The following is a 13879-nucleotide window of genomic DNA, read 5'->3' as shown; positions in this document are numbered from 1 at the left end:
GCATGACGATCGAAAGAGTTACGAATAGCAATGATGTTCGAGCAGTTCTGAAAAGATTGAACGAAGAGTCAGCCCGCCAGCTCGACGTTATGCGTGGCGTCGCACTAAAGAGACTTGTCGGAAATACAAACATCATCGTGGGTCTAAACGGTAGCGTGGCGCGCCGTGAAGTGACGAGTGGGTCTGATGTAGACCTATTCTTCCTTACTCTTGATGATGATGTAGAGAGCGCTCGAAGAGTTCAAGATGACTATAGGAGTGATCTGCGCGCTCTTGGGATTAAAATGCCTGCGAATGATGGAGTGTTTGAGGCTCCTCTTGCCGTCTCTGAGTTGCTCGCCAACATTGGCGGCGATAAGGACACCAACGAGTATCTTACCCGGAGAATGCTCTATCTCCTTGAGGGCGATTGGCTCCACAATCAGTCGGGCTTTGACCGAGTTCGCGCACAGCTAATTGAGCATTACGTTGATGAAGACCTCGAAGACCGGAAACTCTGTCGCTATCTCTTGAACGACATTATTCGCTATTGGCGCACCATATGCGTCGACTTCGAGGAAAAGACGGGTAATGGCGAGAAGCCACGTGCTGTCCGGCTTGTTAAGCTACGTTTTGCCCGCATGATGTTGTATTTTGGAGGGATCGCGGCCATCAGTAGGACAGGTGACGTCTCTCCGCCGGAGAAGCGCTCGATTCTTCTAGAGATGTTTTCCAAACCGCCGATTGATCGTCTGATTGAAGTTTTTGGCGAAGAGGAATCGGCTCGCGCCCTTTCTGCCTACGCCACGTTTCTAAATGCAATGGACAGCAAGAGTGTTCGGGCCAAATTAGACCAAGAGGGTTTTACTGGCCTCGAGACAGACGAATATCGAGAGCTCGTCGTGGTTGCTCGAGATTTTCGCAACAGCCTTGAAGGTCTTCTTGTTGACAAGTCAGGTTTGCGGCACCGGATAGCGTCCGCGATGCTCTTGTGACCGGGCATTCTGAATTTGGAACGGGCTTCAGTCCTCGACCGGATTCTGCAGTTTATCTTGTTCGCCACGGTAGGACCGACTGGAACGAGAAGGGCCTGATCATGGGCCAGACGGATATTCCACTCAATGCTCGGGGGATAAAGCAGGTCCATGACGCTTTGGGCAGTCTACGAGAACTGCAATGTAAGTCCTTGTTCTCAAGTCCACTAATGAGAAGCCGCCAGACTGCTGACATTCTTGCAAACGCCCTCAACCTAGACCTAGTCGTGCTTGACGGCCTTAAGGAACGCCATTGGGGTGTATTCGAGGGGAAACTCCGAACGGAACGCGATGTAACCGTAGCCCCCCCCTGTGGGGAGAGTTTTGAAGCGTTCGGAAACCGCGTTAGGCTAACGCTCGCAACGATTAGGTCTTCATCTGAGCGTCCGCTGATCGTGACGCACTCAGGAGTGATTAAGGTTGCACTGAGCTGGTGGTCGGAATCGGAGATCGGCCGAAGGATAGAGCATCTGACGCCAATTCATTTAGACCTTTATTCTGGCGAGGGCTTGTTGTGAAAGCACTTACCATCGGCGAAAATCGACTAGATGCGCTCTTCTGTGGTTTTCGCGCGTTCCTGATCCTGTCTGCCCCGTATCCCACTGATCTCGCAAGTGGAATTCGTCCAATTGTTGACCTATTGCTGACCCGTCGTTAGGAAGGCAGAAAGCCGCCCATTGGGGCTTGCCCCTGATTGGTCAGGTTCGGGCATCGGGGCTGGGATCGCGACTCGCGAACTCAGTTCGGCAGGCCGACTTCCCGCGATAGGGCAGCAGCCTTCGCGCAGCCAACCTAGTATGGACCAAGGCTCCCGACATTCTACAAGCCTTCGATGGCGGCATGCTGATCCGCGGCAAAGCTGATCTCTGACTCGCCATCCCCGTGCCTGCGGCGGGCGTCTGTAATTCGTAAGCGGTGTCCCGATCACACTGGAACGGGGTAATTCCACGGGAGGAGATCGTCGATCTGGCTTTGCTTATGGCCTTGAACGATGGCGGTGAGCGCGGCTGATAGCCATGCGTGGGGATCGACGCCATTCATCTTGCAGGTCTCGATCAGCGAGGCGATGACGGCCCAGTTTTCAGCTCCGGCGTCGTGTCCTGCGAACAGGGCGTTCTTGCGGTTCAGGGCGATGGGGCGGATGGTGCGTTCGACGGTGTTGTTGTCGATCTCGACGCGGCCATCGGTGAGGAAGCGGCCAAGGCCGTCGCGGTATTTTGCGATGTAGGCAAGGGCCTCGCCCAAGGGCGACTTTGCCGAGGCGCGGGCGCGGTGGTGGGTCAGCCAATCGTCGAGACGGGCGATGATCGAAGCGGAGCGGTCCCGCCGGATGGCCAATCGCGTTACGGGGTCACTGCCGCGGATCTCGGCCTCGATGGCGTAGAGGTCGCGGATGAGGGCCACGCCTTCCTCGGCAATCGGCGCGGATCCGGTGCGGGTGATCTCGATTAGTTTGCGGCGCGCATGCGCCCAACAATGGGCGAGCTGGATGCCCGGACCGATCCGGTCTGCTGCGATCAGGCGGTTGTATCCGGCATAGCCGTCGACTTGCAGGATGCCGCCAAAGCCCTGCAAGATCCGCTCGGCATGCTGCCCGCCGCGACCGGGGGCATAGGTGAAGACCACGCTTGGTGGAGACGCGCCGCCCCAAGGTCGGTCATCGCGGGCAAGCGCCCAGAAGTATCCCGTTTTGGTCTTTCTCGCCCCCGGGTCGAGGACCGGGGCGCGCGTTTCGTCCATGAAGAGTTTGGTAGACAGTTTCAGGTCGGCCATCAGCGCGTCATGGACAGGGCGCAGTTCGAAGGCGGCGCGACCCACCCAATCGGCAAGGGTGGAGCGGTCGAGATCGACGCCCTGGCGGCTGTAGATCTGGGCCTGTCGGTAGAGCGGCAGATGATCTGCATACTTGCTGACCAACACATAGGCTACTGTGGCCTCGGTGGGCATGCCACCTACGATCAGCCGTGCCGGTGCGTGGGCTTGGACGACCCCGTCGGTGCAGGACCGACAGGCATACTTGGGACGGCGGGTCACGATGACACGGAACTGAGCAGGCACGATGTCCAGCCGTTCCGAGACATCCTCGCCGATGCAATGCAGGCAGCCGCCACAGGCGCAGGTCAGGCTGTCTGGTTCGATGATCTCCTCGATGCGCGGCAGGTGCTTGGGCAATGCACCGCGGTTGGCTGCACGCGGTTTGGCAGGGCGCTTGGCGGCCCGGTCCTCGGCATCCTCTTCGGCATGGATCACCGCCATCGCCGTTTCGAGGTCTTCCAACGCCAGTTCGAATTGGTCCGGATCGCTCTTTTCCGACCGCCGCCCAAAGGCCGCCTGCTTGAAGGCCGCCACCAGCTTCTCCAGCCGTTCGATCCGCTCGTCCTTTCGCCGCTCGCGCGCATCTGCGGCAGTCAGTAACGCCTTCAACGTGGCGATTTCTTCAAGCAGATCAGAGGTCTTCGGCATGGCCGGTTTTTACCAAACCGGCACAGAGGATGCCCGTCGAAAGCACCAACCGAGTCATCCTGCCGCAGGGCTGAACCGGTCATTCCACCGCTTCGGGAGCCTTCACTTTAATGGCCCGAACCCGCCGCCAATCCAGACCAGCAAACAGCGCCTCGAACTGCGCGTGGTTCATCAGCATCAACCCGTCCTTCACGGCGGGCCAGGTAAACGTATGCTCTTCCAGCCTCTTGTAGGCCATCACCAGCCCGGTGCCGTCCCAGTAGAGCAGCTTCAGCCGATCGGCTTTCTTCGCGCGGAACACGAAGACCGTCCCGGTGAACGGGTCCTTGCGCAGCTCGTTCTTCACCATCGCGGCCAGGCTGTCATGACCTTTGCGGAAGTCTATGGGCTTCGTCGCCACCATGATCCGCACCCGGTTCGACGGGAAGATCACGTGCGGGCCTGCAAGGCCATGGCCAGTTCCGCGATCCGGGCTGCGGGCGTGGCTGCATCCAGACGCACAGTCACAGGGCCGATCAACAGATCAATCGTCGCAGTTGCAACCGGCGTGTCCACTGCCTGCGCCGTCGACAAAGGTGCTGCGAACTCAGCTCCCGCAACCTCGGGCACAACAAGTTTGCCCTTCCGTGCCAGCGTCCGCCAGGACGACAGGTGGTTGGCCTTCAATCCATGCCGATGTGCCACCTCGTTCACGGTGACGCCAGGAACCAGCGTCTCGGCCACCATCCGACCCTTCGCCTCGTCAGACCATCGCCGCTTGGCCGCCGGAGCCGCCAGAAGCTCCACAAACCCAACAGCCTCCATACCGCGCTCCCGATGGACTCCCAATGACACCTCCCGTGCAAATCACCACAATTTCGCCCCGCATCGCAGCTTACGGATTCAACGGGAAGGTGGGGTCAGAACAGCGGTTACTGTAATTCCAGGGCATATGGGCATCGAGCTTTGGGCTTGAGTGCGACCTTCATCGCGCCATCATGTATCCACTCTTCAGGACCAGCAAGGTCATGACCTCGTCGTCGCCCACACGGAACGATTGTTCTGCAAGCTCATACCTATCGGCACCCTCGGTATCGAACCAGGTATCCGCGTCCATAAGGGACAGCGAAATGTCATCCCGGGCTCCTTTGTGCAGGATGTCGTAGGCGTTGCTCTGTGGGTCGAGTGTTCGCCGCAGGAACCACCGCTCACCAACGCTCTTTGATCGCTTGAACCAGTTGAGGCCATTGCGGCTGTAGGAGGCCAGCAAGCTCGGTTCGAAATCCAGATCCACCAAGCGATACGCCATAGCCGTCTTGCTGACAGAAAAAGCGTCCGAAAGTTGACGGACGGTGCGCATGTCGAATTTTTTGAAGTCGCTCAAGGTGTTCTTGAGCATGAACTCCGGCATCAATAGCTCTGAGGCGAACCGGTTTGCGCCTTTTTCCCGGGACAGCCCCCGTTCCTGTCCCTTACTACCCCCGATATCTTCCTTGGCACAAAACAGGTGTTCTCCCCTGTGCCACTCCCAGTGCCCTAGTTCGTGCGCGAGGGAGAATCTTTGGCGCCGCAGGTTTCCGTGAGCATCATTCACGGCGATGATCGCTCGGCCGATATCTGCACGGCCATGGATGCAGGCCTCGCATCCATCCATTTCCCGGTAGTCAACCTTGGCACCTTGAAGCCAAGCAATGGCTTCAAGGTCTATGTCTTCCGGTCGTTTTAGACGAAGCGCCTGGAGGATTTCCTCGGCACGACGCGGAGAATGGGTCATTCATCGCCGTCCTTCTTGTCCGGCCAGGCGTCATCATCAAACAAGTCTTCCAAGTCCTTTTCGATCCCCTTTCGATCTCTCGCGGACAGTTTCTTGCCATGGCGGGCTGCAACGGTATCAGGCATGAAGATGTCAGGTCTGGTCCTTGGCTTACTCGGAGCCATGGTGACGACATTTTGGTTTCGCACAGCCCGACCCTTTTCGGCCGAGGCCTTGGCTTCTTTGATTGCAATCTCGGCAACCTCATCTTTGGCGGTCTCCAGCCAAGCTCTCATGCGATTACCGAAAGCAGCGATATCGTCACCTGCCTCTTCAGCCTCTTTCCGAATTTCCTCGTCTGACATGTTGCTGATAGCTTCGTCGATTTCCTCTGCCAGGCGATCTTGAAAGGTTTTCTTATCCTTCGCCATCGAGCATCTCTTTCATTTCCGGGTGGGCGTTGCGTGTCCTTTTGACCCGCTGAACCACCGTGTTGTATTCCGTTTCATTCCAATCGAAGCCCATCATGATATCGGGCTTCGATTGGCCTTCCTCCAGCGCAAGAAGGTATAGCTGTGCATCGTCATCGCCCTCGAAGAGCGCCATGAAATGGGCCATGAACTCTTTCTCAAAGAGTTGACCTTCCTGGCTGCAAGACGAGGCGATGTCCTTCGCCGCGTCCAAGTCTTTGTCGGTGTTCTTGCGAAATCCGATCTTGGGGCGCTCCGATGAAATGCTCCGCATCACACCGGACAGGAAGTCGACAAACACGACACCTTTCGGCCATTTGCGCGTTCCGGTGATTTCGCTCTTTATCACCCTCATGACGGCCTCTTGGAGGATGTCTTCTTCGTCGCCAGCCCGGTTGTTCCGAATGCACCAGTTACGTGACTTCTGAAGGAGCTTCCTGAGCGCAACATCATCGCGGAAGAGGCGATCCAGCTCATCATTGAATTCCTTAAGGGAATAGAACGCCTCGGGTGTGTCTTTCGCCATGCCAATCGCCGTTTCCGCTACTCTTCAAATGTATATGCGCACGCAGCGACATGTCGCCGTCAAGAAAATTCAAAAAATCCTGAACGCTGCGAACGCGAACCTTCTTGTGCCGCGCATACAACCTTGAGGCGCCTGCTGCGGGCGTCAAGCAGATAAGAAAAGGATTTGCTGCCATGTCTACCGAAACGATCGATATAGAAGACCTCCTGGCCGCCCTGAATGCTGGCCGCAAACCCCGCGATCACGGGCCTTACAAGGTGAAGGTCGGCGACCATGACCTGAATTTCACCGACGCCATCATCGACGATCCGACACCCACCGGCCGGCAGATCATTGAGGGGGCTGGCTTCCGCAAAGCTGAAGAGCACTTGGTGTTCCAGGTGCTGCGCAACGGCGAACTTGAAGAACTTCGGCTTGAAGAAACCACGGATCTGCGCCCCGGCCAGGTCGAGCGCTTCCTGATCTTCCCGAGCGCGGAATCTTTCCGCTTCGACATCGACGGCAAGCGCCTCGAATGGGGCCACAAGGTCATCAGCGGGCGCGTGCTCAAGAAGCTGGCCGGAGTCGATCCCGCCAAGTTTGCCGTCTGGCAGGTGATCCCGGGCAAAGATGACATCCTGGTTGGCGACACCGATCTCATTTGCCTCGCGAATGCAGGCCTGGAGCACTTCTTCACCGGCGTGCCCCAGACCACGGAAGGGGGTGAGGCATGAGCCTCCTTCCCCGCCCAGATCGCCGCTACCTCGATGAGCGCGGCATCACCGTTCGCGAAGTCGTCGACGGTGTGAAAAAGGGCGTGATCCTCACCGGGATCCCGCTTCCGGAAGGTAAGTATCAGGTCCCGCTGGCGGATATCCTGATCCTTCTACCGCCATCGTATCCCGAGGTGGCGCCCGACATGTTCTACGCCGTGCCACATCTCAGGCTCGTTGCTGGTCAATGTGAGCCTCGCTGCACTGAAGCGCGTGAAACTCACGTTGATCAAGTATGGCAACGCTGGTCTCGCCACAACAACGAGTGGCGGCCAGGCATCGACGGCATCTGGACCATGGTAAAGCGGGTCGAACGGGCCCTTGAGGTGGCAGCATGAAGCGCCGCGACATCACCCTCCACGCCCGTCACCGCGACAAGCTGCAGGCGCTTCTGGCTCACCCCCGGGGACACGAAGGCGCCGCCTACATGTTGCTCGGCAAAAGTGAGATCGCGCAGGATCCGTGGGACCTCGATCCGCGGACACGCTACACCTCCTACGAAGTCATCGCGATCCCGCGCGAAGACCGTATCGATGCCAGCGACAAGCATGTCACCTGGAATACCAACTCCTTCGCCCAGCTCTGCCGCCGGGCGGCGGAAGAGGACCTGGTGCCGGCGATCCTTCACAGCCATCCGGGAGGCTTCGACGGCTTCTCGGTTCAGGATGATCGTAACGAACGCGATCTCTTCGTTATGGCCAGGAACAGGAACGGCGCCGGGACGCGTCTTGTGAGCATCGTGCAAGTCGGCGAGAGCCTCTACAGGGCGCGTGTCTGGGAAGACGACGTTGCTCCCCTACCCTGTCACCGCGTGACAGTCATCGGCGCCCAGATCGAAATCCATTCGACCGACGTGCCTACGCCTTCGGAAGCCCTGTCCCGGCAGGCACTAGCCTTCGGACCCGAGGTCAACAGCCTCCTCAAGCAGCTCTCCATCGCCGTGGTCGGGTGCGGCGGCACCGGTAGCCCGGTGGTGCAGCTCCTCGCCCGCCTTGGCGTGGGGCGGATCGTTGTCATCGACGAGGACGTGGTCGAGCATTCCAACCTGAACCGGCTGCACGGCGCGACCCGAAATGATGCCGATGACGCGGTGCTCAAGGTTGATGTCATGGCGCGCGAGGTGGCGAAGATGGGCCTTGATGTCGAGATCAGATCGATGAACGGCTGGGTGGATGCCCCGCGCATCCGAGACGCGCTGAAATCTTGCGACGTCATCTTCGGATGCACGGACGATCATGCCGGTCGCCTCTACCTGAACCGGGTCGCGCACTTCTACCTGATCCCGGTCATAGATGTCGGGCTGGTCCTGATGCCCCGTAACGATGGTGAGCCCGGCCTCCTCGAGATGGCCGCGAGAGTCAGCGTGCTGTTTCCCACTTCGGCTTGCCACGGCTGCCGCGGCACGGTCGATCGCGTCCGGGCCCGCGAGGAAGACCTCCAGCGATCGGACCCCGAGGAATACGAGCGACAAAAGACTGAAGCTTACGTCCGCGGCGCAGGAAATCCGGCACCAGCCGTGGTGACCTTCACCTCTGAGGCAGCCACCATGGCCGTCAACGAGCTCCTTGCCGGTCTCGTCGACTTCCGTGGCACAGGAGGATGGACGTGGCAACGCTATCGCAAGTTGGACAAGGGCTTCGAGCGTTCACAGGGGGCGCAGCCCCAGCCCGACTGCCCAGTCTGCGGCAGTGAGGAATACTGGGGTCTCGGCGACGTTGACCCCTTTCTGGATCGCATCGGGTGAGTGGCATGATGATAAAATTCCTGCGGAAATGCCTGGAGATCACCCGCATTATCCCGCGAAGCGACCTGGTTGTCAGGATAACCTCGGCGCACCCCGCACCGGATCAGATCGTGCCAGGCGAGATGACGGTTGTGCGCGATGGCGTCGATAAATGGGCTTGCTTCCGCTGCCCGGGTGGCTGCGGCGAAACCATCAAGTTGTCCCTGAGCAAGAACAAGAGGCCGAAGTGGACGGCCGTGCCAGACTGGCTGAAGCGACCAACGGTCTCTCCGTCTGTCCGACAGCTGAACGACTGCCGCTGCCACTTCTGGATCAGGCAAGGGCAGGTTGACTGGTGCAAGGATAGTGGTCACCGGTCGAGATGAGCGCCTTCGTGGCCAGCCGACACCGACTTGTCGGTTGGCCTTCCATTTTTTGTATGCCCTCCACCTTTCGCCACATACATAGCAAGCTGCTGTGGACAGCTATTCTCCAGTAATGCTATCCATTTGGGAAAGCTTGACTTTGGACATCATTCGGTGACAGACCGGTTTCTATTTCGCATGACCTACTACCGCAATTTGCAGCGGTATCTGTCCGATCGTGCTGTTTACGCAAAGAACAGCCCAAACGTTCAGCCAGGCTACGAGTGAGCCAGTATGGGCACTAGCCAACAGATCACTACCGCGCTTCGGCAAACGTCGCATGTTCTTCAGACAATGCGCAGTGCATTGCCGGGCACTGGCACAGTCCTTTCAAAACTTGCTGTCAGGCTCCAGATCAATCCTTCAAGTTCATCAATCGGGATACCAAGCTCTTTAGCGATATCCTCACGGGTCACCTTTTCTTGCCAAAGCAGCGTGAGCAGTTTTCGCCACACAACTGACGTCTCCCGTTCGATGCCGTCTGGTTCTCCAGACCGATATCCGCGGCGTGAAAGGTCAATACACATGGACTTGTATTGCCAGTCCGAAAGCCGGTTCAGTTGGTGAAGGCGATAAGCCAAACCCATCGCCGAAACGCGGTATCTCACCTTTGACTTGAGCACCACATCTGTCGAGACAAAACGCGGAACCCGTGCAAGAACATCGTCAAAGGGCATAAGAAACGCGGAAGCGAAATAGTTCGCCTCCCGCTCTAGGGAACGATCACCTTTTGGATCTCCATGCTTGTGCATGACCAAATGCCCAAGTTCATGCGCGGCATCGAAACGGCTGCTTTCGGCGCTCTTAAAGTTGTTCAGGAATATAAACGGCTTACCTCCCCGCCAAAACGAGAACGCATTCACAGAAGCCGTGTTTTCTGACAACGAAAATAGCCGGATGCCCTTCGTTTCAAGAAGGGCGAGCAAGTTGCCAATTGGTTGCTGACCCAGCCCCCAATGCTGCCGAAGTTGGACGGCTGCCACCTCTGGATCGCTTTCATGCGACAAGTCCAACAGGTCAGGATTCGGCAATCCAAAGCGTGCCTCGACCCACTCATTCAGCAGTAATCCAAGCGAACCAGCCGCAATAGCAGCATCACGTTCCCGCGCCGTCATCTTCGAGAACGAACGAAAGCTGACGGCTTCGATATCGACCCCTTCGACATCGTCGCCCGCAAAGAACGAGGTCGGATAGCCCAAGGCCTTTGCCAGCCTTTCAACGGTATCTGCCTCAGGCGTATTTCGCCCCTTTTCCAGTCGCGTGATCGTATCGACGCCAACCCCGGCCTTTTCGGCCAGGGCTTTTGCCGTCAGCCCGCGTCTTGCACGAGCAAGTGATAGCCTCCCAGCGTTGAACATCGGTCGCTCTACTTGCGAACGATCTGCGGCTCGAACTCATCCGCGATGCCGTCTGTTTCGATCGGCAGGACCGTCGCCTCGTCTTCGCCATCCTCGATCAGAAAAATCCGCTCAACTGCCGCAACAAACGTGCGACGAGCGATCACAGGGCGGGTCAGTTCCGCCCGTCCCTGCTGGTCTACCATCAAGTAGAACAGTGCAAAACCACCGACCGGCAGGCGAACCATCGGCTTGAGGTCATCGGCCCCGGCGTGCTCGAATAATGTCGCGCCACTCGCCCGCTCAGCACCGGCGCCCTTGTCCGAGCGCGGCTTGGGGTGTTCTTTGCCGCAGGCGACATCAACGTTGCAAAAAGACACCTTGACCTCAAGCGCATCGTTGCGGATCGCCTCAATACCGTCTTGCCGATCAAGCACCCAATCCGGTTCCTTGCGCCTGTCATGAACCCCGCCAAGATACTCGCGGCGGATCGCAGCCACGCCATGGTGATAGGAAAACGTGCCTGCCGCATTCGCCGGATGCAAATCAGTAGCGTTGTTGCGCTCGGCGCGGGTGACGTTGCCCCCTGCATCTAATCCAGTTTGAGATAGACTCTGGCCCAACCGAAAGGACCAGAGATGAAGCGCAGCAGATTTACCGAAGATCAGATCATTGGCATCCTGAAAGAGCATGAGGCGGGTATTTCCGTGGCCGATCTGTGCCGCAAGCACGGTGTCAGCGATGCAACTGTCTATAAATGGAAAGCCAAGTATGGCGGCATGGATGTCAGTGAGGCGAAGCGTCTGAAGGCGCTTGAGGATGAGAACGGGAAGCTGAAGAAGCTGCTCGCCGACGCCATGTTGGACAACTCGGCTCTGAAAGACTTGCTCGGAAAAAAATGGTGACGCCCGCCGCGAAGCGGCAAGCGGTCGCACATCTTGTGGAAGGCCACGGGATGAGCGAACGGCGGGCGTGTCGGGTCATCGGCTGCTGCAGGATGACGATGCGCTATGAGGCGATCCGGCAGGATGATCCCGCGCTGCGGGAGAGGCTGAAGGAACTGGCACGAGTTCGCCGCAGGTTCGGCTATCGGCGTCTGCATGTGTTTTTGCGGCGTGAGGGCCATGAGGTCAATCACAAGCGGCTGTTCCGCATCTACCGCGAAGAGCGGCTGCATGTGCGCCGTCGCGGTGGGCGCAAACGTGCCATGGGAACACGGGCCCCGATGGTGTTGCCGTTGATGCCGAACCAGCGCTGGTCGTTGGACTTCGTATCCGATCAACTGACGGATGGCCGCCGGTTCAGAATCCTAACCGTGGTCGATGACTGCACCCGCGAATGCCTCGCGCTCATCGCCGACACTTCGCTGTCCGGGGCCAGAGTGGCGCGTGAACTGGCGACGCTGTTCGAGGCCCGTGGAAAGCCCGGAACAGTGGTCAGCGACAATGGGACCGAGTTCACCTCGAACGCGATCCTGACGTTCGCCGATGACCGCAAGATCGACTGGCATTACATCGCGCCAGGCAAGCCGACCCAGAATGCCTTCATCGAAAGCTTCAACGGTCGACTACGCGATGAGCTGTTGAACGAGACCCTGTTTCCGTCCCTGAACCATGCTCGCGTCACGCTGGCCGCCTGGCGCAAGGACTACAACACCGAACGCCCCCATTCCCGCCTCGGCTGGCAAACGCCCGCCGAGTTCGCACAGACCTTCACCCCGCAACGGGGCCTGACGCTGCGCAATACGCAAAGCTCCGCGCCAGACCCCGTTGCCCAATCCGCCGAAAACGGCAAAACTCAAACCCGGAGTCTCGCTCACGCTGGATAAAAGTTGGGGGCAACGTCACGGGCAACCTGAACCGCGCGGATCAGCCCCTCTCGCGTCATGCCAAGCTCTGAAAGCCTGCGATCCACATCCCAAGGTGCTTTTAGCAGGATCGTCTCGGTGTAACCAGCCATCAAACTGCCCCTTGTCGTTTTTTCTGACCTACAAGTTGGTAGAAAAAATCGGCACAGTCAAGCCCTGTTTCGTGGCCTCATCTCCGCAGCGGCCCTCAGGTACCGGAAAGCATCCGAGAAATCCGCAAGGCGTATCTATCCGTCATCCCTGAAATGAAGTCTGACATACCATGCAGAGCCTGCTCTGGGCTAGAAATGCCGCGAAGATCAAGCACGAGCGCACGTGCAACCTGTTTCGCGTGATCGTCCAGACCGTCCCTGTTCCAACCCTTACCTGCAAGCTGTTCATACACCGGCAGGATGCCCGACAAGACGTTTCCGATGATACGGTGGCCTGAGACCTCCAGTTCGGTCTTTCGCCGGGCAGTGAAAATTCTTGCACCGGCAAGCTTCTTGATCGTCGCGAACTGTCCACTCAATTTGCCGGCTTCAACCAAGGACTTGGAAAAGGTGCCAGCCATGATGGCAGCGTAATTTTCTTTGAACGCCTCAAGGCAACTGTCGATGCCCTTTCCGATGCTGACAGCACGCAGATAGGCGATCTGCTCCGCCTCACTCATTTCCGTGGTGTCTCTATTGGGCTTATCCGCAAGCTCGAAAAGTGCGCCGCGAACCACGTCGAATTGAAGTTCGCCAGTTGTGAAGGCATCTTCAAGATCGACGATGTTGTAGCAGATGTCATCTGCCGCCTCGACCACGAAAACCAATGGGTGACGCCTCCACCATTTGTAGGGTCCAACCTCTACTTTAATCAGTTTGAGGGTATCAGCGACTTCTTCAAACAGCGGCAGTTCCGAATTGAATATCCCGAACTTCCTTTTGCCGAAGTATCCTTCTTCCTTGTATCCATCATCTTTACGGCTATCCCCGGCGAGGCCTTTCTTGGTCGCAGCGCTGAGGGGATACTTCATGAAGGCACCAAGAACCGCCTTCGAAAGACGCATACCGCCATCGTTGCGATACATTTCGGTTCTGGCGATGATGCGGAACCCCTGCGCATTCCCTTCGAACGCGCAAAACTCTTCCCTCAAGTTCGCGTCGAGGTCTTTGAAGATGCCCTCTGGCTTTGCAAACCTTGCCGAAAACCAGGCACCAATTGCGTTTTCGCCAGAGTGGCCGAAGGGCGGGTTACCGATGTCATGCGCGGCACACGCAGCCTGAACGATGTTGGCGAGGCTGTTCTCTTCCCCCTTCTCGATGATATTTTTCTCAACCAGCCATTGACCGATCGCCATAGCCAGTGATCGCCCGACGCTGCCGACTTCGATGGAATGGATCAGGCGGTGGTGAACATGGTCATGCTCATAGAGCGGCTGCACCTGTGTCTTGTTAGCCAAGCGCCGGAACGGTTCCGAAAACACGATCCGGTCATAGTCCTGCGTGAAAATGGACCTGTTCGGTTGCTGCGAATACTTGGGGTCGTGAAGCCGTTCGTTCGACAGCAGGTTGGTCCATTCCATCACACTACTCCTTTGGTCA

17 protein-coding genes and 1 pseudogene are annotated in these 13879 nt (G+C 58.0%); 8 read left to right on the top strand and 10 right to left on the bottom strand.

Translation table 11 applies throughout. From position 1 onward, the window contains the following. Positions 1-2: 2 nt before the first annotated feature. Both ACLGGT_RS10550 and ACLGGT_RS10545 read left to right on the top strand, forming a co-directional pair. Positions 3-974 (top strand): hypothetical protein, encoded by a 972-nt coding sequence (locus ACLGGT_RS10550; protein ID WP_437196011.1) that lies wholly within the window; start codon positions 3-5, stop codon positions 972-974. Then, positions 971-1531: a histidine phosphatase family protein gene (locus ACLGGT_RS10545; protein ID WP_437196009.1), complete on the top strand. Its 561-nt coding sequence runs from the start codon at positions 971-973 to the stop codon at positions 1529-1531. Before ACLGGT_RS10550 ends, ACLGGT_RS10545 begins: the two co-directional genes overlap by 4 nt. Before the next feature lie 406 nt (positions 1532-1937). Here ACLGGT_RS10545 and tnpC read toward each other — a convergent pair whose 3' ends face one another. The 6 genes from tnpC to ACLGGT_RS10515 form a co-directional block, all read right to left on the bottom strand. After that, positions 1938-3476 carry an IS66 family transposase gene (gene tnpC / locus ACLGGT_RS10540; protein ID WP_375554200.1) on the bottom strand — a complete coding sequence of 513 codons (1539 nt, stop codon included), beginning with the start codon at positions 3474-3476 and terminating at the stop codon, positions 1938-1940. Between the two features lie 79 nt (positions 3477-3555). After that, positions 3556-3909, bottom strand: a complete 354-nt coding sequence (gene tnpB / locus ACLGGT_RS10535; RefSeq protein WP_375553144.1) for an IS66 family insertion sequence element accessory protein TnpB — start codon at positions 3907-3909, stop codon at positions 3556-3558. After that, complete coding sequence (locus ACLGGT_RS10530) at positions 3906-4280, bottom strand: transposase (protein ID WP_375553145.1); 375 nt, start codon at positions 4278-4280, stop codon at positions 3906-3908. Before ACLGGT_RS10530 ends, tnpB begins: the two co-directional genes overlap by 4 nt. Before the next feature lie 160 nt (positions 4281-4440). Next, on the bottom strand, positions 4441-5229 hold the full coding sequence (locus tag ACLGGT_RS10525; RefSeq protein ID WP_437196006.1) for an ImmA/IrrE family metallo-endopeptidase: 789 nt from the start codon (positions 5227-5229) through the stop codon (positions 4441-4443). Next, entirely contained in the window at positions 5226-5639 is a 414-nt protein-coding gene (locus ACLGGT_RS10520; protein ID WP_437196004.1) for a hypothetical protein, read from the bottom strand. Before ACLGGT_RS10520 ends, ACLGGT_RS10525 begins: the two co-directional genes overlap by 4 nt. Beyond that, on the bottom strand, positions 5626-6204 hold the full coding sequence (locus ACLGGT_RS10515; RefSeq protein WP_437196002.1) for a hypothetical protein: 579 nt from the start codon (positions 6202-6204) through the stop codon (positions 5626-5628). The genes ACLGGT_RS10520 and ACLGGT_RS10515 overlap by 14 nt, the downstream gene beginning before the upstream one ends. Before the next feature lie 173 nt (positions 6205-6377). Here ACLGGT_RS10515 and ACLGGT_RS10510 point away from each other — a divergent pair, with 173 nt between their 5' ends. Genes ACLGGT_RS10510 through ACLGGT_RS10495 form a run of 4 tightly spaced genes read left to right on the top strand, consistent with a single transcriptional unit; the run spans position 6378 to position 9065 of the window. Then, complete coding sequence (locus ACLGGT_RS10510) at positions 6378-6917, top strand: multiubiquitin domain-containing protein (protein WP_437196000.1); 540 nt, start codon at positions 6378-6380, stop codon at positions 6915-6917. Beyond that, positions 6914-7294: an E2/UBC family protein gene (locus tag ACLGGT_RS10505; protein ID WP_437195999.1), complete on the top strand. Its 381-nt coding sequence runs from the start codon at positions 6914-6916 to the stop codon at positions 7292-7294. The genes ACLGGT_RS10510 and ACLGGT_RS10505 overlap by 4 nt, the downstream gene beginning before the upstream one ends. Then, the gene (locus ACLGGT_RS10500) at positions 7291-8700 is read left to right on the top strand and encodes a ThiF family adenylyltransferase (RefSeq protein ID WP_437195997.1); all 1410 of its coding nucleotides are present in this window, start codon (positions 7291-7293) and stop codon (positions 8698-8700) included. The genes ACLGGT_RS10505 and ACLGGT_RS10500 overlap by 4 nt, the downstream gene beginning before the upstream one ends. A gap of 5 nt (positions 8701-8705) precedes the next feature. Further along, on the top strand, positions 8706-9065 hold the full coding sequence (locus ACLGGT_RS10495; protein WP_437195996.1) for a DUF6527 family protein: 360 nt from the start codon (positions 8706-8708) through the stop codon (positions 9063-9065). Between the two features lie 326 nt (positions 9066-9391). On the opposite strand, the gene ACLGGT_RS10490 is transcribed toward ACLGGT_RS10495, so the two are convergent. Together ACLGGT_RS10490 and ACLGGT_RS10485 are read right to left on the bottom strand one after the other, a co-directional pair. Next, positions 9392-10462 (bottom strand): helix-turn-helix domain-containing protein, encoded by a 1071-nt coding sequence (locus ACLGGT_RS10490; protein WP_437195995.1) that lies wholly within the window; start codon positions 10460-10462, stop codon positions 9392-9394. Between the two features lie 8 nt (positions 10463-10470). Then, positions 10471-11064, bottom strand: coding sequence for a hypothetical protein (locus tag ACLGGT_RS10485; protein WP_437195994.1), 594 nt, complete (start codon positions 11062-11064; stop codon positions 10471-10473). A 15-nt stretch (positions 11065-11079) separates the two neighbouring features. On the opposite strand from ACLGGT_RS10485, the gene ACLGGT_RS10480 reads away from it, so the two are divergent. Then, positions 11080-11346: a transposase gene (locus ACLGGT_RS10480; RefSeq protein ID WP_437195341.1), complete on the top strand. Its 267-nt coding sequence runs from the start codon at positions 11080-11082 to the stop codon at positions 11344-11346. Next, positions 11331-12269 (top strand): annotated as a pseudogene (locus ACLGGT_RS10475) (IS3 family transposase); the annotation flags it as partial. The gene ACLGGT_RS10480 and the pseudogene ACLGGT_RS10475, both read left to right, overlap by 16 nt. Here ACLGGT_RS10475 and ACLGGT_RS10470 read toward each other — a convergent pair. After that, entirely contained in the window at positions 12257-12400 is a 144-nt protein-coding gene (locus tag ACLGGT_RS10470) for a hypothetical protein (RefSeq protein WP_437195993.1), read from the bottom strand. The pseudogene ACLGGT_RS10475 and the gene ACLGGT_RS10470 overlap by 13 nt on opposite strands. A 95-nt stretch (positions 12401-12495) precedes the next feature. Beyond that, positions 12496-13860 (bottom strand): dGTP triphosphohydrolase, encoded by a 1365-nt coding sequence (gene dgt / locus ACLGGT_RS10465; RefSeq protein ID WP_437195992.1) that lies wholly within the window; start codon positions 13858-13860, stop codon positions 12496-12498. Positions 13861-13879: the final 19 nt, after the last annotated feature.

The sequence above is a fragment of the Roseovarius sp. MS2 genome, assembly GCF_051447875.1.
GTDB lineage: Bacteria > Pseudomonadota > Alphaproteobacteria > Rhodobacterales > Rhodobacteraceae > Roseovarius > Roseovarius mucosus_A.
The sequence above is the reverse complement of the archived record's forward strand: the minus strand, read 5'-3'. Positions and strand labels throughout refer to the sequence as shown.